The organism is Agrobacterium sp. M50-1 (assembly GCF_049843495.1).
Classification (GTDB): domain Bacteria; phylum Pseudomonadota; class Alphaproteobacteria; order Rhizobiales; family Rhizobiaceae; genus Agrobacterium; species Agrobacterium radiobacter.
On the sequence record NZ_JBBHZH010000001.1, the window covers coordinates 537,306 to 562,584 of the forward strand.

General features: G+C 59.9%; 25 protein-coding genes. 13 read left to right on the plus strand and 12 right to left on the minus strand.

What is annotated here, in order from left to right:
* Positions 1-48: 48 nt before the first annotated feature.
* Positions 49-1,089, minus strand: coding sequence for a D-xylose ABC transporter substrate-binding protein (gene xylF, locus WDZ78_RS02420; RefSeq protein WP_020012136.1), 1,041 nt, complete (start codon positions 1,087-1,089; stop codon positions 49-51).
* Between the two features lie 241 nt (positions 1,090-1,330).
* Between xylF and WDZ78_RS02425 the strand changes: the two genes are divergently transcribed.
* A complete protein-coding gene (locus WDZ78_RS02425) occupies positions 1,331-2,563 on the plus strand; it encodes an ROK family transcriptional regulator (RefSeq protein ID WP_425672236.1) in 1,233 nt (410 codons plus the stop codon).
* A gap of 19 nt (positions 2,564-2,582) precedes the next feature.
* Here WDZ78_RS02425 and WDZ78_RS02430 read toward each other — a convergent pair whose 3' ends face one another.
* The 8 genes from WDZ78_RS02430 to WDZ78_RS02465 all read right to left on the minus strand — a co-directional run bounded on the left by WDZ78_RS02430 (position 2,583) and on the right by WDZ78_RS02465 (position 12,559).
* Positions 2,583-4,127 (minus strand): glycerol-3-phosphate dehydrogenase, encoded by a 1,545-nt coding sequence (locus tag WDZ78_RS02430; protein ID WP_425672237.1) that lies wholly within the window; start codon positions 4,125-4,127, stop codon positions 2,583-2,585.
* A 266-nt stretch (positions 4,128-4,393) separates the two neighbouring features.
* A complete protein-coding gene (mce, locus tag WDZ78_RS02435) occupies positions 4,394-4,810 on the minus strand; it encodes a methylmalonyl-CoA epimerase (protein ID WP_020012139.1) in 417 nt (138 codons plus the stop codon).
* Between the two features lie 13 nt (positions 4,811-4,823).
* Complete coding sequence (gene scpA, locus WDZ78_RS02440; protein WP_425672238.1) at positions 4,824-6,965, minus strand: methylmalonyl-CoA mutase; 2,142 nt, start codon at positions 6,963-6,965, stop codon at positions 4,824-4,826.
* A gap of 133 nt (positions 6,966-7,098) precedes the next feature.
* A complete protein-coding gene (locus WDZ78_RS02445) occupies positions 7,099-9,102 on the minus strand; it encodes an acetyl-CoA carboxylase biotin carboxylase subunit (RefSeq protein ID WP_425672239.1) in 2,004 nt (667 codons plus the stop codon).
* 4 nt (positions 9,103-9,106) lie between these two features.
* On the minus strand, positions 9,107-9,508 hold the full coding sequence (locus tag WDZ78_RS02450; RefSeq protein ID WP_425672240.1) for a hypothetical protein: 402 nt from the start codon (positions 9,506-9,508) through the stop codon (positions 9,107-9,109).
* Positions 9,509-9,545: 37 nt separating this feature from the next.
* Entirely contained in the window at positions 9,546-9,923 is a 378-nt protein-coding gene (locus tag WDZ78_RS02455; RefSeq protein WP_003520841.1) for a hypothetical protein, read from the minus strand.
* Between the two features lie 104 nt (positions 9,924-10,027).
* On the minus strand, positions 10,028-10,924 hold the full coding sequence (gene yghU / locus WDZ78_RS02460; protein ID WP_113083018.1) for a glutathione-dependent disulfide-bond oxidoreductase: 897 nt from the start codon (positions 10,922-10,924) through the stop codon (positions 10,028-10,030).
* A gap of 102 nt (positions 10,925-11,026) precedes the next feature.
* Positions 11,027-12,559 (minus strand): acyl-CoA carboxylase subunit beta, encoded by a 1,533-nt coding sequence (locus WDZ78_RS02465; protein ID WP_003509583.1) that lies wholly within the window; start codon positions 12,557-12,559, stop codon positions 11,027-11,029.
* Between the two features lie 119 nt (positions 12,560-12,678).
* Here WDZ78_RS02465 and WDZ78_RS02470 point away from each other — a divergent pair, with 119 nt between their 5' ends.
* On the plus strand, positions 12,679-14,097 hold the full coding sequence (locus WDZ78_RS02470) for a helix-turn-helix domain-containing protein (RefSeq protein ID WP_425672241.1): 1,419 nt from the start codon (positions 12,679-12,681) through the stop codon (positions 14,095-14,097).
* Positions 14,098-14,110: 13 nt separating this feature from the next.
* Here the strand turns inward: WDZ78_RS02470 and WDZ78_RS02475 are convergent, their stop codons facing one another.
* Positions 14,111-14,767, minus strand: a complete 657-nt coding sequence (locus WDZ78_RS02475) for a DNA-3-methyladenine glycosylase family protein (RefSeq protein ID WP_425672242.1) — start codon at positions 14,765-14,767, stop codon at positions 14,111-14,113.
* A gap of 39 nt (positions 14,768-14,806) precedes the next feature.
* Here WDZ78_RS02475 and gluQRS point away from each other — a divergent pair, with 39 nt between their 5' ends.
* Entirely contained in the window at positions 14,807-15,706 is a 900-nt protein-coding gene (gene gluQRS, locus WDZ78_RS02480; protein WP_425672243.1) for a tRNA glutamyl-Q(34) synthetase GluQRS, read from the plus strand.
* Here the strand turns inward: gluQRS and WDZ78_RS02485 are convergent.
* Positions 15,674-16,591, minus strand: a complete 918-nt coding sequence (locus WDZ78_RS02485; RefSeq protein ID WP_269826376.1) for a YihY/virulence factor BrkB family protein — start codon at positions 16,589-16,591, stop codon at positions 15,674-15,676. The two genes, gluQRS and WDZ78_RS02485, sit on opposite strands and share 33 nt — an antisense overlap.
* 180 nt (positions 16,592-16,771) lie before the next feature.
* Here WDZ78_RS02485 and WDZ78_RS02490 point away from each other — a divergent pair, with 180 nt between their 5' ends.
* From WDZ78_RS02490 to WDZ78_RS02525, 8 genes are all read left to right on the plus strand, one after another.
* On the plus strand, positions 16,772-17,605 hold the full coding sequence (locus WDZ78_RS02490; protein ID WP_003509588.1) for an SDR family oxidoreductase: 834 nt from the start codon (positions 16,772-16,774) through the stop codon (positions 17,603-17,605).
* 16 nt (positions 17,606-17,621) lie between these two features.
* Complete coding sequence (locus tag WDZ78_RS02495) at positions 17,622-17,819, plus strand: twin transmembrane helix small protein (RefSeq protein ID WP_004445622.1); 198 nt, start codon at positions 17,622-17,624, stop codon at positions 17,817-17,819.
* Between the two features lies 1 nt (position 17,820).
* Complete coding sequence (locus WDZ78_RS02500; RefSeq protein ID WP_020812917.1) at positions 17,821-18,399, plus strand: cob(I)yrinic acid a,c-diamide adenosyltransferase; 579 nt, start codon at positions 17,821-17,823, stop codon at positions 18,397-18,399.
* A 32-nt stretch (positions 18,400-18,431) separates the two neighbouring features.
* Entirely contained in the window at positions 18,432-19,205 is a 774-nt protein-coding gene (locus WDZ78_RS02505; RefSeq protein WP_020012151.1) for a rhomboid family intramembrane serine protease, read from the plus strand.
* A gap of 184 nt (positions 19,206-19,389) precedes the next feature.
* Positions 19,390-20,136, plus strand: a complete 747-nt coding sequence (locus WDZ78_RS02510) for an electron transfer flavoprotein subunit beta/FixA family protein (RefSeq protein WP_020012152.1) — start codon at positions 19,390-19,392, stop codon at positions 20,134-20,136.
* 25 nt (positions 20,137-20,161) lie between these two features.
* Entirely contained in the window at positions 20,162-21,091 is a 930-nt protein-coding gene (locus tag WDZ78_RS02515; RefSeq protein ID WP_425672244.1) for an electron transfer flavoprotein subunit alpha/FixB family protein, read from the plus strand.
* A gap of 116 nt (positions 21,092-21,207) precedes the next feature.
* Positions 21,208-22,089 carry a 3-hydroxybutyryl-CoA dehydrogenase gene (locus tag WDZ78_RS02520; RefSeq protein ID WP_020012154.1) on the plus strand — a complete coding sequence of 294 codons (882 nt, stop codon included), beginning with the start codon at positions 21,208-21,210 and terminating at the stop codon, positions 22,087-22,089.
* A 121-nt stretch (positions 22,090-22,210) separates the two neighbouring features.
* Positions 22,211-22,867 carry a hypothetical protein gene (locus WDZ78_RS02525; RefSeq protein WP_020012155.1) on the plus strand — a complete coding sequence of 219 codons (657 nt, stop codon included), beginning with the start codon at positions 22,211-22,213 and terminating at the stop codon, positions 22,865-22,867.
* Between the two features lie 22 nt (positions 22,868-22,889).
* Here WDZ78_RS02525 and tlpA read toward each other — a convergent pair whose 3' ends face one another.
* Positions 22,890-23,552, minus strand: a complete 663-nt coding sequence (tlpA, locus tag WDZ78_RS02530) for a thiol:disulfide interchange protein TlpA (RefSeq protein ID WP_425672245.1) — start codon at positions 23,550-23,552, stop codon at positions 22,890-22,892.
* Positions 23,553-23,574: 22 nt separating this feature from the next.
* Here tlpA and argH point away from each other — a divergent pair, with 22 nt between their 5' ends.
* Positions 23,575-24,975: an argininosuccinate lyase gene (gene argH, locus WDZ78_RS02535; protein WP_425672246.1), complete on the plus strand. Its 1,401-nt coding sequence runs from the start codon at positions 23,575-23,577 to the stop codon at positions 24,973-24,975.
* A 94-nt stretch (positions 24,976-25,069) separates the two neighbouring features.
* The gene (gene lptM / locus WDZ78_RS02540; protein ID WP_020809890.1) at positions 25,070-25,273 is read left to right on the plus strand and encodes an LPS translocon maturation chaperone LptM; all 204 of its coding nucleotides are present in this window, start codon (positions 25,070-25,072) and stop codon (positions 25,271-25,273) included.
* Positions 25,274-25,279: the final 6 nt, after the last annotated feature.

Consider the following 25,279-nt stretch of genomic DNA (forward strand, 5'->3'; position numbering starts at 1 on the left):
CGCCGCGCCATGAACCATGACGCAGCGCCCAAACCGGGACGTATTCGATCAATCGCAGGCTTTGACGGTTCCGGCCTTCACACCCTGGCAGGCCGTTTCCTTCTTGATCCAGCCGGCGTCGATGACGACGTTCAGATTGTCCTTGGTGATGGCGATCGGCTTGAGGAAGACCGACTGCATCGTGACCTTCTTCGGGCCGCCGTCAAAGGCGGTGACGCCCTTGATTTCCGTCATCTTCTTGCCGCCAGCAAGCGCGAGCGCAATACCGGCCGCTTCTTTGCCGAGTTCGCGGCTGTCCTTCCAGACGGATACCGTCTGCGTGCCGAGTGCGACGCGGTTAAGCGCGGCGAAGTCTGCATCCTGACCGGAAACGGGCACCGAACCCGCCATGCCCTGCGCGGCGAGAGCGGCGATTGCGCCACCGGCCGTGCCGTCATTCGAGGCGACAACAGCATCGACCTTGTTGTTATTCTTGGTCAGAAACTGTTCCATGTTCTTCTGGGCATTTTCCGGCTTCCAGCCATCGGTATAGGCTTCGCCGACATTCTTGATCTTGCCCCCGTCGATGGCGGCCTTCAGCACTTCCTGCTGGCCGGCAAAAAGGAAGTCCGCGTTCGGATCGGAAGACGAGCCCTTGATGAAGACATAGTTGCCTTCCGGCTTCACCTTGAAGACTTCGGCTGCCTGAAGGCGACCGACTTCCTTGTTGTCGAAGGTAATGTAGAAGGCGTTCTTGTTTTCGATCAGGCGGTCATAACCAACGACCGGAATACCCTCGGCAACAGCCTTTTCAACGGCCGGGCCAATCGCGTCGCTGTCCTGCGCCAGGATGATCAGCGCGTTGGCGCCCTGGGAAATCAGCGATTCCACGTCGGTCAGCTGCTTTGCGGCGGACGATTGCGCATCGGCGGAAATGTACTTCGCGCCAGCCTTGTCGAGAGCGGACTTGATGGCCGCCTCATCCGTCTTCCAGCGTTCTTCCTGGAAATTCGACCAGGAAACGCCAACGACGAGATCAGCCGCAATAGCGGCAGTATGCAGGGAAACGAGTACGGCTGTACCCGCCAAAAGCTTGGCAAAAGAATTCATGATGTCCTCCCGGTAAGGGCGAAGCCTGCACCTCCATGCAGGAAAAACGCCCGGAAAAAGCTGCCGGTCTCTGTGATTTCACAATTTTCTCGACAGTCGAGAAAATTAATGTCAGAGATTCCCCATGCTGTCAACAACGGCTGCGGGCAGCATCCGGGTGCCTTGATCTTGCTTTCGGCATGCGCCATCAGAGGGATCAGCACGACAGGAAAAAAGCCGTTCAGGGAGCATGCCCCAGCCCATGTCCGCCATTGCAAGCACGGAACTGGTGCGCCAGAAAAACAGCCTGTCGGTGATGGCGGCACTGCGTCTGCACGGCAGTCTTTCCCATACCGACATGTCGACTTTCACCGGGCTTGCCTCCGCAACCGTTTCCGCCATCACCATGGAACTCGAACGTGCGGGGCTCATTCTCAGGAAAGAACAGCTTGCCACTGCCGGACGCGGGCGGCCGCGTATCCTCTTCGCGCCAAGCGGCGACTTCTGCTACGTTGCGATCGTCATCATCTCCTCCGACAGCGTGCAATATTCGCTCGTCGATTATGCCGGCAAGCTGGTGGACCGCTTTACCGAGCAGAGGATCACGGCTGAAAAAGGCGCGTTCGGAGGTTCGATATTGGCGGGCCTTGCGAGACTTGCGGACCGTTCGCGCATCAACCGCAACGACATTCTTCAGGTCTCGATCAGCAGCAAGGGGCTCGTGGATGCGGCAACGGCTGTACTCGTCTGGTCGCCAGTCCTCGGTAACGAAAAGATAGATTTCCAGCAGCTTATTTCGCAAGACGGCCGCACCCGCGTGACGCTGAACAACGAGACGCTGCTGGCCGCAAAAGCCATCTGGATGCGGGAGCACGCAAGGGAAACCCCGGCGCCGGAAGCGCTCGTCACCCTGTCGCTCGGCCACAGCATCGGCCTTGGCATTGCCCGCGCAACGGGCGGCGCAATCGAAGTCAGCGCCCCCAATTTCGGTCATATGCTGCATCTGGCCGATGGCGCGCTCTGCCGTTGTGGCACCAGGGGCTGCATTGAGGCCTATTCCGGATTTTACGCCATCCTGCGCTCGGCTTTCGAGGCCCCGCCACAGGCGGAACCAGCAAAGTTCGTGCCGATCGCCGAGGTCGACAAGATCGCCGCTTCGGCCCGCGCCGGGGGCCGGATGGCGCGGTTTGCCTTCCGCACCGCCGGCCTTGCGCTCGGCAACGGTCTTTCACGCCTCTTCAGCCTGCACGGCCATATGCCGGTTTTCATCACCGGCCCCGGCACCCGTTATTTCGACCTTTTGGAAAGCGGCCTGCGCGACGGGTTAGCGCAATCGCAGGCAGTGCGTTTCGGCGGCATGCCAAAAATCGCAATCGCTCCCCATGAGCCGGAACTGGTGTTCGAAGGACATATGGAACACGCCCTTTCCGCTGCCGACGACTACATCTTGAGCGCCGACGCCCCCGAGAGGCCGCTGAGGAGTTCCGGGAATTGACGTAAAACCTGGCGGAAGCTCAGGCCCGTTCCGCCACGGCTTCGGTCTTTTGTTTACCGCCTGTCAGCATGGCCACGAAGTCATCGAGACCGGCGGCCTCGTCCTTGCTCAGGCGCAGGCCCTGCTTCGTGCGCCGCCAGAGAATGTCCTCGGCCGCAAACGCCCATTCGTGTTCAACCAGCCAGCGCACTTCGCATTCGTAAAGCGTGCCGCCAAAATGCCGGCCGAGGCTGGACACGTCGGTGGCGCTGCCCAACAGTTCCGCAGCCTTCGTACCGTAGTTTCTGACCAGCCGCTCGGCATGGCGTCCATCAAGGAAAGGGTATCGGGAGACGAGCGCCCGAACCTGCGCTTCATATCTCTGCGCGCCGAAATCGCCGCCCGGCAGATGCGAGCCCGCCGTCCAGGGCTTGCCCTTTTCGCCGATCGCCGCGCCGATCTTTTCCAGCGCATGTTCCGCCAGCCGCCGATAGGTGGTGAGCTTGCCGCCGAAAATATTGAGGAGTGGAGCCTCACCCTCGGTCTCTTCAACCTTCAGCACGTAATCGCGTGTAGCTTCCTGCGCTTTCGAAGCGCCGTCATCAAAGAGCGGCCGCACGCCAGAATAGGTCCAGACGATGTCTTCCGGCCGAACGGGTTCGCTGAAATAGTCGCTCGCCGCGTTGCAGAGATAGGAAATCTCTTCCTCGGAAATGCGAACCTTGGCCGGATCGCCCTTGTAGTCGCGGTCGGTGGTGCCGATCAGCGTGAAATCCCGCTCATAGGGAATGGCGAAGATGATGCGGTTATCCGGGTTCTGGAAGAAATAGGCGCGCGGATCGGAAAACTTCCTGCGCACGATGATGTGGCTGCCCTGCACGAGCCGGACATTGTGAACATCCTTGCGGCCGAAGACGCCGGAAAGCACGGTATCCACCCAGGGACCGGCAGCGTTGACCAGCATGCGCGCTTTATGCGTGGCTGAACGACCGGTTTTTTCGTCCAGCGTCTCGACGAGCCACAGCCCGCCTTCGCGCCGTGCGGAAACGACCCGCGTGCGGTTCATGATGGTCGCGCCGCGATCCGCCGCATCGCGTGCGTTGAGGACCACAAAGCGGGCATCATCCACCCAGCCGTCGGAATATTCGAAAGCCCTGGCAAAAGCCGGTTTCAGAGGCTTGCCCGCCGGGTCCTTGCGAAGATCGAGCGTACGGGTCGCCGGCAAAAGTTTGCGGCCGCCGAGATTGTCATAAAGAAACAGGCCGAGCCGGACCATCCAGGCCGGGCGTACTCCGCCCTTCTGAATGGGCAGAACGAAACGCATGGGCCAGATAACATGCGGAGCCATGGCCCAGAGGATTTCCCGCTCCATCAGCGCTTCACGCACGAGGCGGAATTCGTAATGTTCGAGATACCGCAAACCGCCATGAATGAGCTTGGTGGCCGCCGAAGATGTGCCGGAGGCAAAATCGCCCTTTTCCGCAAGCGCCACGGAATAACCTCTGCCCACAGCATCGCGGGCAATGCCGCAGCCATTGATGCCGCCACCGATGACAAAAAGATCAAAAATGTTTTCGCCGGACATGAAGCCTCCGCGACAATGCAGGGGAGAAACCCCTTATGGAAAGACAATTACATAAAAACGAAAACAAAACGAATGTCAAAAGAAAACAAACGAACCATACGAACGCAAATGAAAGCGCCGCCATGAGCAGCGCTTCACAACGTCAGCCTCCTAGAGCATTTTCGCTTTTCTTCGAATCGCGAAAACGCTCCAACTCGTGCTTGCCGCATTTCCGGACGGAAAACCGGGGTCCACTTTTCCTGGAAATGCTCTAGGAGATTTATGTTTCAGTCGTGTGTCTGAGAAACCTGCTCAAGCTCATAGAGCACGCCGCCCATATCCTTCGGGTGCAGGAAAAGAACGGGATTGCCATGGGCGCCGATCTTCGGCTGGCCATCACCCAGAATTCGAACGCCCTTCTTGATGAGGTCATCACGGGCCGCGGCAATATCCGGCACCTCGAAGCAGAGATGGTGCGTCCCGCCGCCCGGATTTCTTTCGAGAAAGGCGGCAATCGGCGAATTTTCGCCGAGCGGATAAAGAAGCTCGATCTTGGTATTTTCAGCCTGAATGAAAACCACCGTCACCCCGTGTTCAGGCAGCGATTGCGGCTCCGAGACCGCTGCGCCAAGCGCCCTGTAGCGGGTGACGGCGGCTTCGAGATCGGGCACCGCGATGGCGACGTGATTCAGTCTTCCGAACATGGTCTTCTTCCCCTCACACGTTCCGCCTGACGCCTTCGAGCAGGTCGAGAACCTTGTTGGCCGCGTCCATGACATTGGTGCCGGGTCCGAAAATTGCCGAAACGCCGTGATCGAGCAGGAACTGATAATCCTGCCGCGGAATGACGCCGCCGACCACGACGATGATGTCTTCCGCGCCCTTCTGTTTCAGCGCTTCGACCAGCTGCGGCGCAAGCGTCTTATGACCGGCGGCGAGCGATGACATACCGACCACATGAACCCTGTTCTGAACGGCGATATCCGCCGCTTCAACGGGAGTCTGGAACAAGGGGCCGGCCAGCACATCAAAACCGATATCGCCAAAGGCTGAAGCAATGACCTTCGCGCCGCGATCATGTCCGTCCTGCCCGAGCTTGGCGACCATGATGCGCGGCTTGGTGCCGATCCGTTCAGCAACACCGGAGAGGCGGGCGGCGAGCGTGGCAAGTTCCGGCTCATCCTTATAGGCCTCACCGTAGATATCACTCACCACCTCCGGCACAGCGGCATGGTCTCCGAAGACCGCACGCAATGCATCGGAAATCTCTCCCACTGTGGCGCGGGCGCGGGCGGCGGCAACGGCGGCTTCGAGAATATTGCCCTTGCCGCTGCGGGCAATCTCGGAAAGTGCCGCCAAGGCGGAGGTCACGTCCTCGCCATCGCGGCGGCGGCGCGTCTCCTCAATGCGGCGGATCTGCGCGGCGCGAACGGCGGCATTGTCGATATCGAGAACATCGATATCTTCCTCGTTTTCGAGACGGTAACGGTTGACGCCGACGATGACCTCCTCGCCCTTGTCCACCGCCGCCTGGCGGCGTGTTGCCGCCTCTTCGATCAACCGTTTCGGCAGGCCTTCCGCCACGGCCCTAGTCATGCCGCCAAGCGCCTCCACCTCCTCGATCAATGCCCAGGCTTTCTCAGCCAGTTCATCGGTCAGGCTCTCGACATAATAGGAACCGGCCAGGGGATCGACGACCTTGGTAACACCTGTTTCATGCTGGAGGATAAGCTGGGTATTGCGGGCGATGCGGGCGGAAAATTCCGTCGGCAGGGCAATCGCCTCATCGAAGGAATTGGTGTGCAGCGACTGCGTGCCGCCAAGCACGGCGGACATGGCCTCAAACGCGGTGCGGACGATGTTGTTATAGGGGTCCTGCTCCTGAAGCGAGACGCCGGAAGTCTGGCAATGGGTGCGCAGCATCAGCGACGAGGCCTTCTGCGGCCTGAATTCCTCCATGATGCGTGACCAGAGCAGGCGCGCGGCGCGCAGCTTCGCCGCCTCCATGAAGAAATTCATGCCGATGGCGAAAAAGAACGACAGGCGCCCGGCGAAATCATCGACATTCAGCCCCTTGGCCAGCGCCGCGCGCACATATTCGCGGCCATCCGCCAGCGTGAAAGCAAGCTCCTGCACCAGCGTCGCGCCCGCCTCCTGCATGTGATAGCCTGATATGGAGATGGAGTTGAATTTCGGCATCTCCTTCGCCGTATATTCGATGATATCGGCAATGATCCGCATCGAGGGTTCCGGCGGATAGATATAGGTGTTGCGGACCATGAACTCCTTGAGAATGTCGTTCTGGATGGTGCCGGAAAGGGCGGCGCGGGGAACGCCCTGTTCTTCGCCCGCCACGATGAAACTGGCGAGCACCGGAATGACCGCGCCGTTCATGGTCATGGACACCGAGACTTTTTCAAGCGGGATGCCGTCGAACAGGATTTTCATGTCCTCGACGCTGTCGATCGCCACACCAGCCTTGCCGACGTCACCCTCCACGCGCGGGTGATCACTGTCATAACCGCGATGGGTGGCGAGGTCGAAGGCCACGGAAACACCCTGCTGGCCGGCGGCGAGCGCCTTGCGATAAAAGGCATTCGAGGCCTCGGCCGTGGAAAAACCGGCATATTGGCGAATAGTCCAGGGCCGCCCGGCATACATGGTGGCGCGCGGGCCGCGCGTGAAAGGCGCAAAGCCCGGCAGGCTGTCGAGATGGGAAATCTTCTGCAGATCGTCAGCCGTATAGAGCGGCTTGACCTCGATGCCCTCCGGCGTGTGCCAGACGAGTGTGTCCGGTGAGCGCTTCAGCTCCCTTTCGGCAAGCTGCAGCCAATCCCGCACCGTTTTTTCACCCGACATGCATCTCTCCCCTTCTGCATTTCATTTTAGCACTGTGGCGGTTGATCGTGACGAAAATCGAACGGCCGCCTGCAGGCCAGACCCCTTAAACCACTCCGATCCGCATCCGTTCCGCAAAAACGGCCAAAGGTCGTCACTCGAATTCGAGGATGACCTCGTCCACCGCAAGGCTGTCGCCCGGTTTTGCCGCCACCCTGGCAACGCGACCGCGTTTTTCCGCGCGCAGAATATTTTCCATCTTCATGGCCTCCACCGTCGCCAGCGCCTGCCCGGCCTCCACCTCGTCGCCTTCGCCCACAGAGATACCGGTAATGACACCAGGCATGGGGCAGAGCAGCAGTTTCGATGTATCCGGCGGCAGTTTTTCCGGCATCAGCAGCGCCAGTTCCGCAACGCGCGGGCTGCGGACGCGGACGAGAATATCCATGCCGCGCCAGCGCAGGCGAACCGCCGCACCGGCAAGATCGACCTTGGCGGCGATGACTTCGCCCGCCACCGTGAACAGACCCAGACTCTGGCCCGGAAGCCAGCCGGTATCGATGGTGAGCGCCGCCCCGTCTTCAAAACGGACCGCCGTGCCGTCCGCACCGGTTTCAACGCTGACCCTTTGGTCCAATGCGCCAAATGAAACCACCCAGTCATGGCCGACGATGCGGCGGTGATTGCCGATGGTGCCGGAAATTTCGACCGCGCGGTTCTGTACGCGCTGGTTGATGATGGCGGCAATGGTGGAAAGCTTGCGCGCCGCGGCTTCATCCGGCTCGACACCGGAAAACCCTTCCGGAAACTCTTCCGCGATAAAGCCCGTCGTAAGCCTTCCGGCCCGGAAACGCTCATGCTGCATGACGGCCGACAGGAAGGGCAGATTGTGGCCGATGCCCTCCACCTCGAAACGGTCCAGCGCCTGCCCCATGGCGTCGATGGCCGTCCCGCGATCCTGGCCCCAGCTGCACAGCTTGGCGATCATCGGATCGTAATACATCGATATTTCGCCGCCTTCGAAGACGCCGGTATCGTTGCGGATGACCGTTCCGTTCTCCTGCGCACCTTCCTGTGGTGGACGATAGCGCGTCAGCCGGCCAATGGAAGGCAGGAAGTTGCGATAGGGGTCTTCGGCATAAAGCCGGCTTTCAATCGCCCAGCCGTTCAGTTTCACATCCGCCTGTGCGAAGGAAAGCTTTTCACCTGACGCCACACGGATCATCTGTTCGACCAGGTCGATGCCGGTGACAAGCTCGGTCACCGGATGTTCCACCTGCAGGCGGGTGTTCATTTCCAGAAAGTAGAAATTCCTCTCGCCATCGACGATGAATTCCACCGTGCCGGCCGAATGGTAACCGACCGCCCTTGCCAGCGCCACGGCCTGTTCGCCCATGGCCTTACGGGTCGCTTCGTCCAGAAACGGCGACGGCGCTTCTTCGATGACCTTCTGGTTACGCCGCTGGATCGAGCATTCGCGCTCACCGAGATAGAGAATATTGCCGTGCTTGTCGCCCAGCACCTGAATTTCGATATGGCGAGGCTGGGTAGCGAATTTCTCGATGAAGATGCGGTCGTCGCCAAAGGAGGATTTCGCCTCGTTTTTCGAGGACTGAAACCCCTCACGCGCCTCGGTGTCGTTGAAGGCGATGCGCATGCCCTTGCCGCCGCCGCCGGCGGACGCCTTGATCATGACGGGATAACCGATCTGCGATGCGATCCTCACCGCCTCATCCGCATCCTCAATCAACCCCATATGGCCGGGAACGGTGGAAACACCCGCTTTGGCGGCCAGTTTCTTCGAGGTGATCTTGTCGCCCATCGCCTCAATCGCGCCGACAGGCGGGCCGATGAAGGCGACGCCCGCCTTTTCCAGCGCCTTAGCAAAGGCGGCGTTTTCCGACAGGAAGCCGTAACCGGGATGGACCGCATCCGCCCCGGTCTTCGCGATCGCCTCCAGAATTTTATCGATGACGATATAGGACTGCGACGAGGGAGCCGGGCCGATATGAACGGCTTCATCCGCTTGTCTCACATGCAGCGCATTGGCGTCCGCATCCGAATAGACCGCGACAGTGGCGATGCCCATCTTCTTCGCGGTCTTGATGACCCGGCAGGCAATCTCGCCGCGATTGGCGATGAGGATTTTCTTGATCATGCGGTTATTCTCCCCTCGCATCGTCATCATCGTCGCGGAATTTCTTTTCATAGGGCATCATCAGGATCGCCGAGGCGGTGGCCGCCGCACCGAACAGGGATGCGATGGGCACGACGACCAGCAGTACCGGCACGAGTGGATTTGCGGCGCGGCCGATGCGCGCGCCCAAACCGCCAATGTCGAGAAAAATCAGCGCGGCACCGACGCAGACGCCGATCAGCACGCCGACCGCCGCATTGAGCGCCATGAAACGCAACATCTGCAGGTGATCGAGCCGGGCGGCTTCCGGCGTCATCTTCGGCTTTGGATCACGACTGCCCGATGCTCTGCCCGCGTTACCGCCGCGACGTTGCCTCAGCCAACGTCGCAGCCATTGCAGGTCCATATGAAGTATGTCGACAATCATATTCCTCCTCCCCCTCAGGAAATGCCGTCGCCTGCCCTCAGATCTCGAAAAAATTCTCGAATGATTCCGGGAAATTCTGCCGGGCAACGCGCTCGTCGATGACCAGCATCGCCTGATATGAAAGCGGATCGAAATTCTTCTCCGCCGGCACGACCTCGCGGCCGAAAAGCAGATTGAGGCGGGCGGCGTCGAGATTGCCGCGCTCGAAGGGCTCGGCGCCGAAATGGTGCCAGAGCGAGTGCAGGAAGGCGGCATCGATGCGATGCTCCTTGGTGTCGTTGCGCGCCCGGCGGGGTATCATCTTGATCGGTGTTACCCCTTTGGGGTTGGCGCGGCGGATGGTGAACTGGACGCCCGTGCTCGGCATGCCGGAGGGAAATCCCTTGTGTTTGGTCATTTCGGGCAGGTTCGCCATCTTTAGTCCTTCCAGAACATTTCCAGTAAAATCGGAATCGCTTTTACGTCCGGAAATGCGTCAATTCAAATAGTTAGAGCGCTCTTGGCGCTCTAATCTTTTCGTTATGCCTTGCCGATCTTGTCCTGCGTCTTCGTTTCGAAGTCGGAGGCATCATGGCGTTCATGCAATTGTTCGGACGGATCGCCCGAGGTTTTGTTGACGATCACGCCGCGCTTGACCGCCGGGCGTTCGCCGATTTCGAGAGTCCAGCGCATGACGTTCTTATAGCTATCGGCTTCAAGGAACGCACCGGCATCGCCATAGGCCTGACCGAGCGCGATCTTGCCATACCACGGCCAGACGGCCATGTCGGCGATCGTATATTCCGAACCGGCGAGATAACGGTTGTCGGCGAGGTGCCGGTCCAGCACGTCGAGCTGGCGCTTCACTTCCATGGCGTAGCGGTCGATAGCGTATTTGATCTTCACCGGCGCATAGGCGTAGAAATGGCCGAAACCGCCGCCGAGGAAGGGAGCGGAGCCCATCTGCCAGAACAGCCAGTTCAGCGCCTGCGTGCGGGCATTACCCTCTTTCGGCAGGAAGGCTCCGAATTTTTCCGCGAGATAAACGAGAATGGAGCCGCTTTCGAAAACACGCGTCGGCTCAGGGGTCGAATGATCCATCAGCGCCGGGATCTTGGAATTCGGATTGACGCCGACGAAACCGGAACCGAACTGGTCGCCTTCGCCGATCTTGATCAGCCACGCATCATAATCTGCGCCCTTGTGGCCGGCAGCCAGCAATTCTTCCAGCATGATGGTGACCTTCTGGCCGTTCGGCGTCGCCAGCGAATAAAGCTGCAGCGGGTGCTTGCCGACGGGCAGTTCCTTTTCATGGGTGGGACCGGCGATTGGACGGTTGATATTGGCGAACTGGCCGCCATTGCCCTTATCCCAGGTCCAGACCTTGGGCACTTCATATCCGGCGGGGAAATTATCTGCGGAGGAATTTTCGGCCATGAAAAACTGTCCTTGTGCGTTTCGGGAGGACATCCGGAAATCCGGGCGCCTGAACAAACATATAGTAAGGTGGCCGAAGCATTTTTCCAGCCCTGCAGCAAATCAGAGCGGAATGGTGTCGTGTTTCTTCCAGCGGGTTTCGACGCTCTTGTTGCGCAGCGACGCGAAGGCGCGGGCGATGCGGCGGCGTGAGGAATGCGGCATGATGACCTCATCGATGAAACCGCGTTCCGCCGCCACGAAGGGATTGGCGAAACGCTCCTCATATTCTTTCGTGCGCGCGGCAATCTTCTCGGGATCGGAAAGCTCGGAACGATAGAGGATTTCCGCCGCTCCTTTTGCGCCCATGACAGCGATTTCCGCCGTCGGCCAGGCGTAGTTCACATCCGCGCCGATATGTTTGGAGGCCATCACGTCATAAGCGCCGCCATAGGCCTTGCGCGTAATCAGCGTCACCATCGGCACCGTGGCCTCCGAATAGGCGAAGAGAAGTTTTGCGCCGTGCTTGATGACGCCGCCATATTCCTGCGCCGTACCCGGCAGGAAGCCCGGCACATCCACCAGCGTCAGCAGCGGAATGTTGAAGGCATCGCAGAAGCGCACGAAACGGGCGGCCTTGCGCGAGGCGTCGATATCGAGGCAGCCGGCCAGCACCATCGGCTGGTTGGCGACAACCCCCACCGTCTGGCCTTCAAGGCGGATGAAGCCGGTGATAATGTTGCGGGCAAAGGCTTCCTGCAGTTCGAAGAAGTCTCCCTCATCCGCCAGCGCGTGGATCAGTTCCTTCATGTCGTAGGGTTTGTTGGAACTGTCGGGGATCAGCGTATCGAGACGTGCTTCCAGCCGCGCCGGATCGTCATGAAACGGCCGGACAGGCGGTTTTTCGCGATTGTTGAGCGGCAGGAAATCGAACAACAGCCGCACATGTTCCAGCGTCTCGATGTCGTTTTCATAAGCGCCGTCAGCGACGGAGGATTTTCTCGTATGGGTGGAGGCACCGCCAAGCTCTTCCGCTGTGACGATCTCGTTCGTCACGGTCTTCACCACATCCGGCCCGGTCACGAACATGTAGGAGGTATCGCGCACCATGAAGATGAAATCGGTCATGGCCGGCGAATAGACCGCACCGCCCGCACAAGGCCCCATGATGACCGATATCTGCGGCACGACGCCGGAGGCGACGACATTGCGCTTGAACACATCGGCATAACCGCCGAGCGAGGCCACGCCCTCCTGGATACGCGCACCGCCGGAATCGTTCAGCCCGATCACCGGCGCACCATTGCGCACCGCCATATCCATGATCTTGCAGATCTTCTGCGCATGGGTTTCCGACAGCGAACCGCCGAGCACGGTGAAATCCTGCGAGAAAACATAGACCTGCCGGCCATTGATGGTGCCCCAGCCGGTGACGACGCCGTCACCTGCAATCTTCTGGCCCGCCATGCCGAAGTCCACCGCCCGGTGGGTGACGTACATGTCGTATTCTTCGAAGGAACCTTCATCCAAGAGCACATCGATACGCTCGCGCGCCGTCAGCTTGCCCTTGGCGTGTTGCGCCTCAATGCGCTTGACGCCGCCGCCGAGCCGCGCCTCTTCCCGCCGCGTTTCCAACTGCTCCAGAATGCCGGGCATGTTTCCTCCATGCGTTGTCATTACGATCCATAACCCAGAAAATAGTCTGCCAGAAGCCTTGATCGTGCGCGTATGCGTGCCATAAATATTTGCAATATTTAATTTTGCAAAGTTGCAATATGGCGACGGAAAAACTCTTCATCGGCCGCAAGGTGCGCGGCCTTCGCGAAAACGCCCGCGCCACGCAGGCGCAATTTGCCGAGCGGCTGGGCATCTCCGCGAGCTACCTGAACCAGATCGAGAACAATCAACGCCCGGTTTCGGCCAGCGTTCTGGTGACGCTGGTGGAAAAATTCCAGCTTGATATGGCGGAGCTGGCGACGGGCGAAAGCGACCGGCTGGTTTCCGCCGTGCGTGAGGCGTTGAAAGACCCGCTGTTCCTGAACTACGAGCCGGGGCTTCAGGAACTGAAACTGATCGCCCAGAACGCGCCGGGTTTTGCCCATGCGTTGCTGCGCGCCCATCAGGCTTACCGGCAGAACAGCGAGCAGCTGGTGCAGCTGGATGATCGTCTGGGCCGCGGAACCGCGCAGGTGGAAAGAACCCCCTATGAGGAGGTGCGCGATTTCTTCCACTTCGTCGACAATTACGTCGCCGACATCGACCTTCTGGCCGAAGAGCTGGCGGAAGAGCTGGAAATGGAGGGCGGCGAGACCTACGGCATTCTGGCCGCACATCTGCGCAACCGTTACGGCATCCATATCACAAGAACGGAGGCGGCGGGCGGGTTGATCCGGCACTTCGACCCCGCCGGCAAAACGCTCGCACTCAGTTCCTACATGGCCGCGCCGACACGCTGTTTTCAGCTGGCGCTGCAGATCGCCCAGCTTCACGCCGGCGCGACGGTGGACAGGGTGCTGGCCGGCGCCGGATTCCGCAATGCGGAAGCGGCGGAAATCTGTCGTATCGGACTGCATAATTATTTTGCCGCAGCCCTCATCCTGCCCTATGGGCAATTTCATCGGGCGGCACAGGAACTGCGCCACGATCTGGAGCTTCTGGCCGTGCGCTTCGGCGCGAGCCTTGAGCAGGTGGCCCACCGGCTGAGCACCTTGCAGCGGCCGGGCATGAAAGGCGTGCCGATCTTTTTCGCCAAGATCGACCGCGCCGGCAACATCACCAAACGCCACAGCGCCACGCGGCTGCAATTTGCCCGTTTCGGGGCGGCCTGTCCGCTTTGGAATATCCATCAGGCTTTCGAAAGCTCCGACAGCATCGTGCGGCAACTGGCGGAAACGCCTGACGGCGTGCGCTACCTTTCCATTGCCACGCAAATCGAGAAAGCTGGCGCGGGCTTCAATACGGAGAGACCGCGCTATGCCATCGCACTCGGTTGCGAAATTTCCCATGCGCAGAATTTCGTTTATGCCGATACGCTCGATCTCGGCAATGCGGCCTCCTTCAAGCCGATCGGCATTTCCTGTCGGGTCTGCGAGAGGGTGGATTGCGTGCAGCGCGCCGTGCCGCCGCTGAAACGCAAGCTGCATTTCGATCATCTTTCGCGCGGAGCCCTGCCCTACAGGATCGCCGACTTCTAGCGCCGCGGGAGTATCAGGGTAAAGGCACCATGGCGCGCCGCATGATATTGGCGTAGTAGCCCCAGAAAAGCCGCGCGGCCACGGAGCGCCATGGCGACCAGAGTGCCGCACGCTCCGCCAGCCATTTCGCTTCCGGCCTCACCTCCAGATCAAGCGCGTGGGCCACCGCCGATCTCAGCGCCACATCGCCGACCGGGAAAATATCCGGATGCCCGCCGCAGAACATCAGATAGACCTCCGCCGTCCACGGGCCGATACCCCGAAGCGCAACCAGTTCGGAAAGGGCGGCAGCGGCTTCCTTGCGCACCACGCCGTCAAGATCGATCTGCCCTTCCGTGACGGCGCGCGCCAGCCCTTCCAGCGTCGTCGCCTTGGCCCGGGAAAGGCCGAAGCCAGCGCGCAATTCCTCGGGTGCGCCGAGATAATTTTCCGCCGTGACCACGCCGCCGGTGCCGGCAAGGATACGCGCCCATATGGCGTTGGCGCTGGCGCGCGACACCATCTGCGACACGACGATATGGGCAAGGCCGGCAAAGCCGGGCTCGTGAATGCGCAGCTCCAGCGGACCGGCTTTTTCGATAATGAGGCTGAGAGCCGGATCGAGGTAGGCGAGATGCTCCAGCCCTTCGCTGATGTCATCCATCCCGGTAATGATTTTCATATCCGTCATTCCATATGCCGCCAGCCGGCTGGTGGGGCGCTTTAAAACATGGCAGAAGAAACCATGCCTTCGCCTTTCCGTCAAAAACCGGTTTACCGCTTTGCGCCAAGCCCCAACGGCCTGCTGCATCTCGGCCACGCGCTTTCCGCCTTCCTGAACCATGACATGGCGCAGGACAATGGCGGCCGCTTTCTGCTGCGCATCGAGGATATCGACCAGACGCGCTGCACGCCGGAGCTGGAGCAGGCGATCCATGATGATCTCGGCTGGCTGGGACTTTCCTGGGAAGAACCGGTGCGGCGGCAATCGGAACATTTCGATGAGTATCGCGCGGCGCTGCACAGGCTGATCGACGCGGGCCTAGCCTATCCGGCTTTTCTCAGCCGTGGGGAAACAAAGGCCACCGTTCGCACTTTTGAGGCAGAAGGAAGGCTCTGGCCACGCGATCCTGATGGTGCGCCGCTTTACCCGGCCTTAGATCGGGAGAGGCCAAAGGCTGAGCGGGAGGCGCTGCTCGCCTCCGGCCGTCCGCACGCCTGGCGGCTCGACATGGAAAAGGCGATCCGCGCCGCCGGCATCCCTCTGTTCTGGCAGGAGAGCGGCGACGGCGGGCCCGGGCGGATCGAGGCCCTTCCCGCGCTCTGGGGCGATGTGGTCCTGTCGCGTTCCGACGCGCCTTCGAGTTATCATCTCTCCGTTGTGGTTGATGATGCGCTGCAGGGCATCACCCATGTGGTGCGCGGTATGGATCTCTTCCACGCAACCGCCATCCACCGGCTGCTGCAGCACCTGCTGGACCTGCCCCAACCCAACTATCATCATCATCGGCTTATTTTGGGCGCAGACGGGCGCAAGCTTTCGAAAAGCGAAGGCAGTACCGGCCTTTCCGCCCTGCGGGCGGAAGGGGCGACGCCGTCAGATATCCGCCGGCTTGTCGGTCTCCTCTAGCGCCCGCTCCCGGCGCGCGCCGCTGCCGCCGATATTGCGGCGGATGATCTGCCGCACCTTGTACTTCATGAGCGCGGCATTGACCTCCGCACCGAGCATGAAGATGACGCCGACCATATAAAGAAACACCAGAACCACCATGACGGAGGCAAGACCGGCATAGGTGGCGGCATAATTGGCGAAGGTGGAGAGATAATAGGCAAAGATCGCCGCGCCGATGACCCAGAAGATCATCGTCAAGAGAATGCCCGGCCAGACATCCCAGATACGGCGCTTGCCGGCGGGCAGCCACAGATGCGCCGCCACCAGCCCCGCCGTCAGCACCACGATCGTGCCGTAAAGGCCGAGACTGGAGACCGTATTCAACACGTCCGTCAGCCACGGGAACCGCTGCTCGGCAAAAGAGGTGGCGACCGGCACGGCAACAAGGACGATACTGATGCCGGCAAAGACGACCACGGCGATCAGCACATAAAGCAGGCTGAGCAGGCGGGTGACATACCACCAGCGCGTCTCCGTGACGCGATAGGCGCGGTTGAGCGAAATTCGGAGCGCCTCGACACCATTGGAGGCAAAATAGGCGGCGGCCAGCACTGAAATCGTCAGCAGCCCGCCGCGCGGAATGGTCAGCACCTGCTGCACCTGCGCCGCCAGCGGCCCGGCAATCGCCTCCGGCCAGGTGTCGAAAATCAGATGCACCGCCGTTTCGGAAAACTGGTCGGCCCCGAGAAAACCGGCAAGCGCCGTGCCGAAGATCAGGAAGGGAAACAGCGCCAGCAGGATGGAAAGCGCCATATGGCTCGCCATCGCCCAGCCGTCATCCTCGGCGAAATGGGAATAGGCATCGAAGGCAACCTTGCCTGCCAGGCGCACTGCGGCAACCATGTCACCTCCATTCATCGGCATTTCATTTGTAACTTCGTCCCGAATATGGGAAATCAGCTTCGCTTTGTACAGCGCGCAAGCCCGGCTTTCGGTTCCGTCACTGAAAAGGATTTTGCGCAATGCGTTTTCCATGGGCCGGTCGAACGGGCCAGAGCGATAGTCGGTTTCCCGGAGCGGCAGATGTCTGAAAAGCCCGTCATCATCATCACCGGATGTTCCTCGGGCATCGGCGCTTATTGCGCCGGCGCGCTCCACCGGGACGGCTGGCGGGTTTTCGCCACCGTGCGCCGCATCGCCGACATGGCCGCACTTGAAAATCAGGGCATCGAAACCCTGATCATGGATTACACCAAGCCGGAAACCATCGCCGCGCTGGTGGATACCGTCGCCGCCCGAACCGGCGGCCGCATCGATGCGCTTTTCAACAACGGCGCTTATGGCCAGCCGGGCGCGGTGGAGGACCTGCCTGTCGAAGCGCTGAGAGCCCAGTTCGAAACCAATGTCTTCGGCTGGCACGATCTGACACGGCGGGTCATTCCCTTCATGCGCGCCCGAGGCGCGGGCCGCATCGTGCATTGCTCTTCGATACTCGGCCTCGTGCCCTATCGTTACCGCGGCGCTTACACCGCTTCGAAATTCGCGCTTGAGGGACTGGGGGTCACCTTGCGCATGGAGCTTCAGGGCAGCGGCATCCATGTGAGCCTGATCGAACCCGGTCCCATCACCTCGAAATTCACCGCGACGGCGCTTGCCCATATCAACGAGCATATCGATCTCGAAAATTCGGCCCATGCGGCGGAATATAAACGCCAGCTGGCGCGCATGGATGGCTCCGGTCCCGTCAACCGTCACAAGCTTGGCCCCGATGCGGTTTATGCCGTGCTGAAACACGCCCTGACGGCGGCAAAACCGAAGCCGCATTATCCCGTCACGGTGCCAGCCAAACAGGGGCTTATCCTGAAACGGCTCTTGCCTGCCGGACTTTTCTATCGTCTGCTGCGCAGATTCGATTGAGGAGGAGTAATACCGCATGTCCGGCTTCACCACCGTTCTGGCCCTTATCGTCATGGGCCTCGTCGTCATCGTGTTGATACGCGGCCTCTTCAACATGCTGAAGGGGCAGGATGCCAACCGGTCCAACAAGCTGATGCAGCTTCGCCTTCTCCTGCAGGCCATCGCCATCGCGCTGATCATGCTCACCCTCTGGCTCACCGGCGGTGGCCGCTGACATGGTGAAACTGAACAAGATCTACACCCGCACCGGCGACAAAGGCACGACCGCGCTGGTTTCCGGCCCGCGCCGGCTGAAGCACGATCTTCGCGTCGAGGCCTATGGCACGGTGGACGAGACCAATTCGGCCATCGGCGTCGCGCGACTGCATACGGGCGGGCTGGAACGGCTGGATGCCATGCTCTTTCGCATCCAGAACGATCTCTTCGATCTCGGCGCCGATCTCGCCACACCTGATAGTGGCGAGCCGCTTTCTTACGAGCCCCTGCGCATCGTCGAAAGCCAGGTCACACGGCTGGAAAATGAAATCGACGAACTCAATGCCGCCCTCGAACCGCTGACCTCTTTCGTGCTGCCGGGCGGCAGCGCGGCGGCGGCCAATCTGCACCTGGCGCGCACCGTCTGCCGCCGGGCGGAGAGGCTGATGGTGGAACTTTCCGTTTCCGAGAATGAGATCGTTAGTCCGGCAGCGTTGAAATATGCCAACCGCCTGTCCGATTTCCTGTTCGTCGCGGCCCGTTTTGCCAATGATGCCGGCAAGGCAGACATATTGTGGGTTCCCGGCAAGAACCGCTAGATCGCACCACTTGCGCAAATGAAGGGCGTTCGATGTTCATACCGCTGCACGATGCGAATTCCCTCAAACATATCCGGCTGCAATATGTCACCATCGGCCTGATCGTGGTCAATGTGCTGGTCTGGCTGTTTACCGGCGTGCTTGCCAGCGATACCGAGGCCAATGCCGCAGCGCTCGGCCTTGGTTTCATTCCGGCCGTCGTGTTCGATTATGCTTATCTGGAACCGGCGCTGCAGGTGGTGCCTGACGATCTGACTGTTGTCACTTACGCATTCCTGCATCTCGATTTCTGGCATCTGGCCGGCAACATGCTGTTTCTCTGGGTCTTCGGCGACAATGTCGAGGACGCGCTTGGCCATTTCCGTTTCCTGATTTTCTATCTTGCCTGCGCCATTGTCGGCGCGCTGTTTCACGGCGTCGTCTCACCCACATCGGAAGGGCCGCTGATCGGCGCTTCGGGTGCGGTTTCCGGCGTCGTCGCGGCCTATTTCCTGCTGCATCCCAGGGTGCGTGTCTGGGTGCTGGTTCTCATGCGTATTCCGCTTCCTTTGCCCGCCTTCATTCCGCTGGCGCTGTGGATTGGCCAGCAGTTCCTGATGCTGGCGCTGGGGCTTGAAGAAAACGTCTCCTGGGGCGCCCATGTCGGCGGCATAATTGCAGGTGCGATCCTGGTGGTTTTCATGCGCAGGCGAGGCGTGCCCCTGTTTGACCGAACCATTGTTGCGCCGAGGGCGGCGCAGTTCAAGAATACGTCGCAAACAACAGGGTTGTCGCAAATCGAACGGGGCTATGACGGGGGTAGATGAGACCCTGCGTCAGAGATAGAGTATTTACGTTAACGTCAACGTAAGATATGCCTTACGTGCATGTGATAATGAAGATTGCTCCGTTGTATTTGCGGGAAAAATGCTTATCCATGTCGCCAACCTGTTTTTGGAGGTCCGCGCGGTCAACTGGCCAAAGCGGACAGGAGTTTGAGGAAAGCCGCCGATGAAAATCCTTGTCCCCGTTAAACGAGTCGTCGATTACAACGTTAAGATCCGCGTGAAATCGGATGGTTCAGGCGTTGAGCTCGCCAATGTGAAGATGTCGATGAACCCGTTCGACGAAATCTCGGTGGAAGAGGCGCTACGCCTGAAGGAAGCCGGCAAGGCCGAAGAAGTCGTGGTCGTGTCGATCGGTCCGGCCAAGGCGGAAGAGACGCTGCGCACGGCGCTTGCCATGGGCGCCGACCGCGCCATCCTGATCGAGACCGACGAAACGGTTGAGCCGCTCGCCGTCGCCAAGCTTTTGAAGGGCGTTGCCGAGGCTGAACAGCCCGGTCTCGTCATCGTCGGCAAGCAGGCGATCGACGACGATTCGAACCAGACCGGCCAGATGCTGGCCGCCCTTCTCGGCTGGGGCCAGGGCACGTTTGCCTCCAAGGTCGTACCGTCAGATGGCAAGGTCGCGGTCACCCGTGAAGTCGATGGCGGTTTGCAGACGGTTGAGCTGAAGCTTCCCGCCGTCGTCACCACCGATCTTCGTCTGAACGAGCCGCGTTACGCCTCGCTGCCGAACATCATGAAGGCGAAGAAGAAGCCGCTCGACAAAAAGTCGCCGGCCGATTTCGGCGTCGACGTTTCGCCGCGCCTGAAGGTGCTGAAGACCGAAGAGCCGGCAGGCCGCAAGGCCGGCATCAAGGTTGGCTCGGTTGCCGAGCTGGTCGAAAAGCTCAAAGCTGACGGCGTCCTCTAAGGTTTCGGAAAAGGGAGATATTTTCATGGCCATTCTTCTTCTGGCAGAACACGACAACGCAACCCTTTCCGACCTGACGGGCAAGACGCTGACGGCGGCAACGCAGATCGGTGGCGACGTGCATGTGCTGGTCGCCGGTTCTGGCGCAAAGGGTGCCGCAGACGCGGCGGCGAAACTCTCCGGCGTTGCCAAGGTACTGCTTGCCGACGACGCCTCCTATGCCAACGCGCTCGCCGAGCCGCTGGCCGCGCTGATCGTTTCGCTCGCACCCTCCTACGACGTCATCATCGCCCCGGCCACCGCATCGGCCAAGAACGTCACCCCGCGCGTGGCGGCCCTTCTCGATGTGGCCCAGATCTCGGAAATCATCGAGGTCGTCAGCCCTGATACCTTCAAGCGCCCGATCTATGCCGGCAACGCCATCCAGACCGTGCAGGCAACCGATGCGAAGAAGGTCATCACCGTGCGCCCCACCGCCTTTGCGGCAGCGGCCGAAGGCGGTTCGGCAGCGATCGAGACCATTGGCGCGGCAGAAAATCCCGGCCTCTCCAGCTTCGTTTCCGATGCGCTGGCGTCGTCCGACCGTCCGGAACTGACGTCTGCGAAGATCATCATCTCGGGTGGCCGTGCGCTCGGTTCGTCGGAAAAGTTCAAGGAAGTCATCCTTCCCGTCGCCGACAAGCTCGGCGCCGCCGTTGGCGCCAGCCGTGCGGCCGTCGATGCCGGTTATGCGCCGAACGACTGGCAGGTGGGCCAGACCGGCAAGGTGGTTGCCCCGCAGCTTTACATCGCCGCCGGCATTTCGGGCGCCATCCAGCATCTGGCCGGCATGAAGGATAGCAAGGTTATCGTCGCCATCAACAAGGATGAAGAAGCGCCGATCTTCCAGGTGGCAGACTACGGCCTCGTCGCCGATCTGTTCGAAGCCTTGCCGGAACTCGAAAAATCGCTGTAATTTAAGCATAAATTGGAGGCGGCGCGTTTTTTAAACGCGCCGCCTTCTCTTTTTCGGCGATATGCGTAACATCGCCGGCAATAACGCAGACAAAATCCCTGAGAGGAGACCAGCCTATGACCGCCCCCTTTAAAAACATCGGTGTCATCGGAGCCGGTCAGATGGGATGCGGTATTGCGCATGTCTCCGCCATTGCCGGCTACAGGGTTCATATCTACGATCTTTCCAAGGAAGGCATCGAGGCCGGTCTCGCCACGATCAACGGCAATCTCGCCCGCCAGGTCACCAACGGCAAGCTTTCGGACGACGCCCGCAAGCAGGCGCTGGCGCTCATCAGCGGATCGACCGACATCAATGATCTCGCAGCCATGGATCTCGTCATTGAGGCCGCGACGGAAAATGAAGAGGTCAAGCGCAAGATTTATGCACAGGTCTGCCCGGTCCTGAAGCCCGAAGCGCTGCTCGCCACCAATACGTCTTCGCTCTCCATCACCCGGCTTGCATCCGCTACCGATCGTCCCGAACAGTTCATGGGCATCCACTTCATGAACCCGGTGCCGGTCATGAAGCTGGTGGAACTGGTGCGTGGCATCGCCACCAATGAAAAGACCTTCGACGCGGCCAAGGATTATGTGCGGACGCTGGAAAAGGCGATCACCGTCGCCGAGGATTTCCCGGCCTTCATCGTCAACCGCATCCTGCTGCCGATGATCAACGAGGCGATCTATACGCTTTATGAAGGCGTCGGCTCGGTGGAAGCCATCGACACCGCCATGCGGCTTGGCGCCAACCACCCGATGGGACCGTTGCAGCTTGCCGATTTCATCGGTCTCGATACCTGTTTGTCGATCATGCAGGTGCTGCATGACGGTCTCTCCGACAGCAAATACCGCCCCTGCCCGCTGCTGGTCAAATATGTCGAGGCCGGCTGGCTCGGCCGGAAATCAGGCCGCGGATTCTACGACTATCGCGGCGAGACGCCGGTCCCCACGCGCTGAGCCTTTGATTGCGGCCTGCCAGATAGAATAATCAGTTGTATTTACTAAAATACAACCTAAAACATTGACACACAGCGCGCGAAAACCTCAATGTCAAGAGTTTGATTCTTGGGGGTTTTTCATGAAAATTTATATCGCGATGTCTGTTGTTGCCATTCTCGCTACAGGTTGTGTTTCGGAAAATCCGCGGGAAATCGTCAGAAAGTCTGGCTATCTCACGACGGTTCCGCCCAGCACCAACTATGGGCCAGGCAACATCGTCTGGAAAAAAGTCAATCGGTATAACGACAAGGATGATGTCTCTCTTGGTTACATATGCTCTCCGGAATACGTAAAGCTTCCTGGAGCGCCTGAAAAAGGGGCGGGAGAAATAACCGATTTCGGACGCAAGAAAGATTTCTCCTTCAATGGAGACAATCTCCAGAAACTCGGTTTTTCAACCAGCGCAAAATACGTGAGCAATCTGACGATCAAGTTCAACAATATCGAATATCTTGAATATGGCCTCGACAAACTCGAAGCCATCGAAAACGGTCTCGGGCCCGAGTGCCGAAACATTCTCGATAAACAGCGAAAAAAGGGGAATGCACATATCGTGCGTTCTGCCTTCAAGGCAGATCTGGATTATTCAATTACCTACAAGGCGTCGACCAGCGCATCGATAAAGGCCGCGGTCTTGAAGGAAATTGAAGCCGGCTTCGGCGTCACCCTCGAAGGGAATGAGGGCCGTGTTGGTCGAGGTCTTTATTACGGCGTGTCGATCGACCCGTTATATTGATCTCAAAAGAAGATATCGGCAGTCATTTGACTGCCGATATCAGCGCCTTGGCATCCTCGCTGTCCCACGCCGCCGGGCCGTTCATGGCCGCGAGCAGGCAGCCATTTTCATCCAGCAGCAGGGTGGCCGGCAGGCCAAAAGCGAGGCCTTCCTTTTTCAAAACGTTGAAGACGCCCATGGAACTGTCGCGGTAATGCTTCAGAGCGTCGATCTTGTATTCATCCATGAAGGCTTTCGGTTTTTCATCCGCGCCGACATCGATATTGACGGCAACGACCTCAAAATTCTCGCCGCCCTTTTCCTTCTCCAGCGCGTTCAGCGCCGGCATCTCTTCCCGGCAGGGCACGCACCATGTGGCCCAGAGGTTGAGAAGGACCGCCTTGCCCTTGAGGTCGGCAAGCGTCATGTCCTTAGCCTCCGGTCCCTTGAAGGACAGCGGGATGACGCGCGGCTTGTCCGCCGCCGACATGGCCGCCACCTGCCCTTTCAGAAACGGCTTCAGCGAAGCGATGCGGTTTGCCGCACCTTCACATAAACCGCCCTCGGCCACCGCTGCCCCTTGAACCGGGCTCTCAGACCCAATATGCCTGAACCAGACCGCGCCAGCACCGGCGAGCACACCGGCCATGGCAGCAATTGCAACCAATTTGGCGGAAGGAAGCCTGAACGGCCTTTTTTCTGTCATCGAATACTCCAGGGCACTTAACATGGCTGACGGCACAGATCAGAAATCCTCCAACCAGATGTGGGGCGGACGTTTCGCTTCCGGGCCATCTGCCATCATGGAAGAGATAAATGCCTCCATCGGCTTCGACAAGAAGCTTTACGCCCAGGATATCCGCGGCTCTATTGCGCATGCCGCCATGCTGGCATCTAAAGGCATTATTTCGCCGGAAGATAAAGACAAGATCACCGATGGCCTGAACACGATCCTGTCAGAGATCGAAACCGGCAGCTTCGAGTTTTCGCGCAAGCTCGAAGATATTCATATGAACATCGAAGCGCGGCTCGCAACGCTCATCGGCACGGCAGCCGGCCGCCTGCACACCGCCCGCTCGCGCAACGACCAGGTGGCGCTCGATTTCCGCCTGTGGGTGAAGGAAGAATTGCAGAAGACCGAGGGCATGCTGACCGCGCTCATCGCCGCCTTCCTCGATCGCGCCGAAGAAAATGCCGATACGGTCATGCCCGGCTTCACCCATCTGCAGACAGCCCAGCCCGTCACCTTCGGCCATCATTGCATGGCCTATGTGGAAATGTTCGGCCGTGACCGCGCCCGCGTGCGTCACGCCATCGAGCATCTGGATGAAAGCCCGATCGGTGCTGCCGCTCTTGCCGGCACCGGCTACCCCATTGACCGCCACATGACGGCGAAGGCGCTCGGCTTCCGCGAGCCGACCCGCAATTCCATCGACACCGTGTCCGACCGCGATTTCGCGCTGGAATTCCTGTCGATCGCCTCGATCTGCGCCACGCATCTGTCGCGTCTCGCCGAAGAAATCGTTATCTGGTCGACGCCGCAATTCGGCTTCATCCGCCTGTCGGACGCTTTTTCCACCGGCTCGTCGATCATGCCGCAGAAGAAGAACCCTGACGCAGCCGAACTGGTGCGCGCCAAGACCGGCCGCATCAACGGCTCGCTGGTAGCGCTTCTGACTGTCATGAAGGGCCTGCCGCTCGCCTATTCCAAGGACATGCAGGAAGACAAGGAACAGGTTTTCGACGCCGCCGAAAGCCTGGAACTGGCGATTGCCGCCATGACCGGCATGATCCGCGACCTCGAAGTGCGCAAGGACCGCATGCGTGCGGCGGCGGGATCTGGTTATTCCACCGCCACCGATCTCGCCGACTGGCTGGTGCGCGAGGCGGGCCTGCCCTTCCGCGATGCCCACCATGTGACCGGCAACGCCGTGGCTCTGGCCGAAAAGAAGGGCTGCGATCTGGCCGATCTTTCGCTGGAAGACCTGCAGGCGATCCATCCGGCCATTACGAGCGGCGTTTTCGACGTTCTTTCGGTCGAGGCATCGGTTGCCAGCCGCACCAGTTTCGGCGGCACGGCCCCTTCGGAAGTGCGAAAGCAGATCGCCTGGTGGCGTGGACGCAACTGATAAATCTGCGTTACGCTGCGATCACAAGAAACAGGGTGCACAAGCGCCCTGTTTTTCGTTATCAGAGAGGCACATATTTCCTTTGGACAGGCTCATGCTTTCAAAAACCGCGCGCAAACTCATCGTTCCCATCGGCATGACGCTCGCCGTCAGCCTTGCTCTCAGCGCCTGCGGGCGAAAGGGCGATATCGATCCGCCGAGCACGCCGGTCGAAATGCGCAACAAACGCAATGCCGACGGAACGGAAACGAAACCGGCAACGGCGGAACGTCCTTTCATCCTCGACAAGCTTCTCTGACGGATA

Excerpts from the sequence above, each read along its gene's own strand:
- xylF (WP_020012136.1), bottom strand. The coding sequence starts at position 1,089 with ATGAATTCTTTTGCCAAGCTTTTGGCGGGTACAGCCGTACTCGTTTCC.
- WDZ78_RS02425 (WP_425672236.1), top strand. The coding sequence starts at position 1,331 with ATGTCCGCCATTGCAAGCACGGAACTGGTGCGCCAGAAAAACAGCCTG.
- WDZ78_RS02430 (WP_425672237.1), bottom strand. The coding sequence starts at position 4,127 with ATGTCCGGCGAAAACATTTTTGATCTTTTTGTCATCGGTGGCGGCATC.
- mce (WP_020012139.1), bottom strand. The coding sequence starts at position 4,810 with ATGTTCGGAAGACTGAATCACGTCGCCATCGCGGTGCCCGATCTCGAA.
- scpA (WP_425672238.1), bottom strand. The coding sequence starts at position 6,965 with ATGTCGGGTGAAAAAACGGTGCGGGATTGGCTGCAGCTTGCCGAAAGG.
- WDZ78_RS02445 (WP_425672239.1), bottom strand. The coding sequence starts at position 9,102 with ATGATCAAGAAAATCCTCATCGCCAATCGCGGCGAGATTGCCTGCCGG.
- WDZ78_RS02450 (WP_425672240.1), bottom strand. The coding sequence starts at position 9,508 with ATGATTGTCGACATACTTCATATGGACCTGCAATGGCTGCGACGTTGG.
- WDZ78_RS02455 (WP_003520841.1), bottom strand. The coding sequence starts at position 9,923 with ATGGCGAACCTGCCCGAAATGACCAAACACAAGGGATTTCCCTCCGGC.
- yghU (WP_113083018.1), bottom strand. The coding sequence starts at position 10,924 with ATGGCCGAAAATTCCTCCGCAGATAATTTCCCCGCCGGATATGAAGTG.
- WDZ78_RS02465 (WP_003509583.1), bottom strand. The coding sequence starts at position 12,559 with ATGCCCGGCATTCTGGAGCAGTTGGAAACGCGGCGGGAAGAGGCGCGG.
- WDZ78_RS02470 (WP_425672241.1), top strand. The coding sequence starts at position 12,679 with ATGGCGACGGAAAAACTCTTCATCGGCCGCAAGGTGCGCGGCCTTCGC.
- WDZ78_RS02475 (WP_425672242.1), bottom strand. The coding sequence starts at position 14,767 with ATGACGGATATGAAAATCATTACCGGGATGGATGACATCAGCGAAGGG.
- gluQRS (WP_425672243.1), top strand. The coding sequence starts at position 14,807 with ATGGCAGAAGAAACCATGCCTTCGCCTTTCCGTCAAAAACCGGTTTAC.
- WDZ78_RS02485 (WP_269826376.1), bottom strand. The coding sequence starts at position 16,591 with ATGGTTGCCGCAGTGCGCCTGGCAGGCAAGGTTGCCTTCGATGCCTAT.
- WDZ78_RS02490 (WP_003509588.1), top strand. The coding sequence starts at position 16,772 with ATGTCTGAAAAGCCCGTCATCATCATCACCGGATGTTCCTCGGGCATC.
- WDZ78_RS02495 (WP_004445622.1), top strand. The coding sequence starts at position 17,622 with ATGTCCGGCTTCACCACCGTTCTGGCCCTTATCGTCATGGGCCTCGTC.
- WDZ78_RS02500 (WP_020812917.1), top strand. The coding sequence starts at position 17,821 with ATGGTGAAACTGAACAAGATCTACACCCGCACCGGCGACAAAGGCACG.
- WDZ78_RS02505 (WP_020012151.1), top strand. The coding sequence starts at position 18,432 with ATGTTCATACCGCTGCACGATGCGAATTCCCTCAAACATATCCGGCTG.
- WDZ78_RS02510 (WP_020012152.1), top strand. The coding sequence starts at position 19,390 with ATGAAAATCCTTGTCCCCGTTAAACGAGTCGTCGATTACAACGTTAAG.
- WDZ78_RS02515 (WP_425672244.1), top strand. The coding sequence starts at position 20,162 with ATGGCCATTCTTCTTCTGGCAGAACACGACAACGCAACCCTTTCCGAC.
- WDZ78_RS02520 (WP_020012154.1), top strand. The coding sequence starts at position 21,208 with ATGACCGCCCCCTTTAAAAACATCGGTGTCATCGGAGCCGGTCAGATG.
- WDZ78_RS02525 (WP_020012155.1), top strand. The coding sequence starts at position 22,211 with ATGAAAATTTATATCGCGATGTCTGTTGTTGCCATTCTCGCTACAGGT.
- tlpA (WP_425672245.1), bottom strand. The coding sequence starts at position 23,552 with ATGACAGAAAAAAGGCCGTTCAGGCTTCCTTCCGCCAAATTGGTTGCA.
- argH (WP_425672246.1), top strand. The coding sequence starts at position 23,575 with ATGGCTGACGGCACAGATCAGAAATCCTCCAACCAGATGTGGGGCGGA.
- lptM (WP_020809890.1), top strand. The coding sequence starts at position 25,070 with ATGCTTTCAAAAACCGCGCGCAAACTCATCGTTCCCATCGGCATGACG.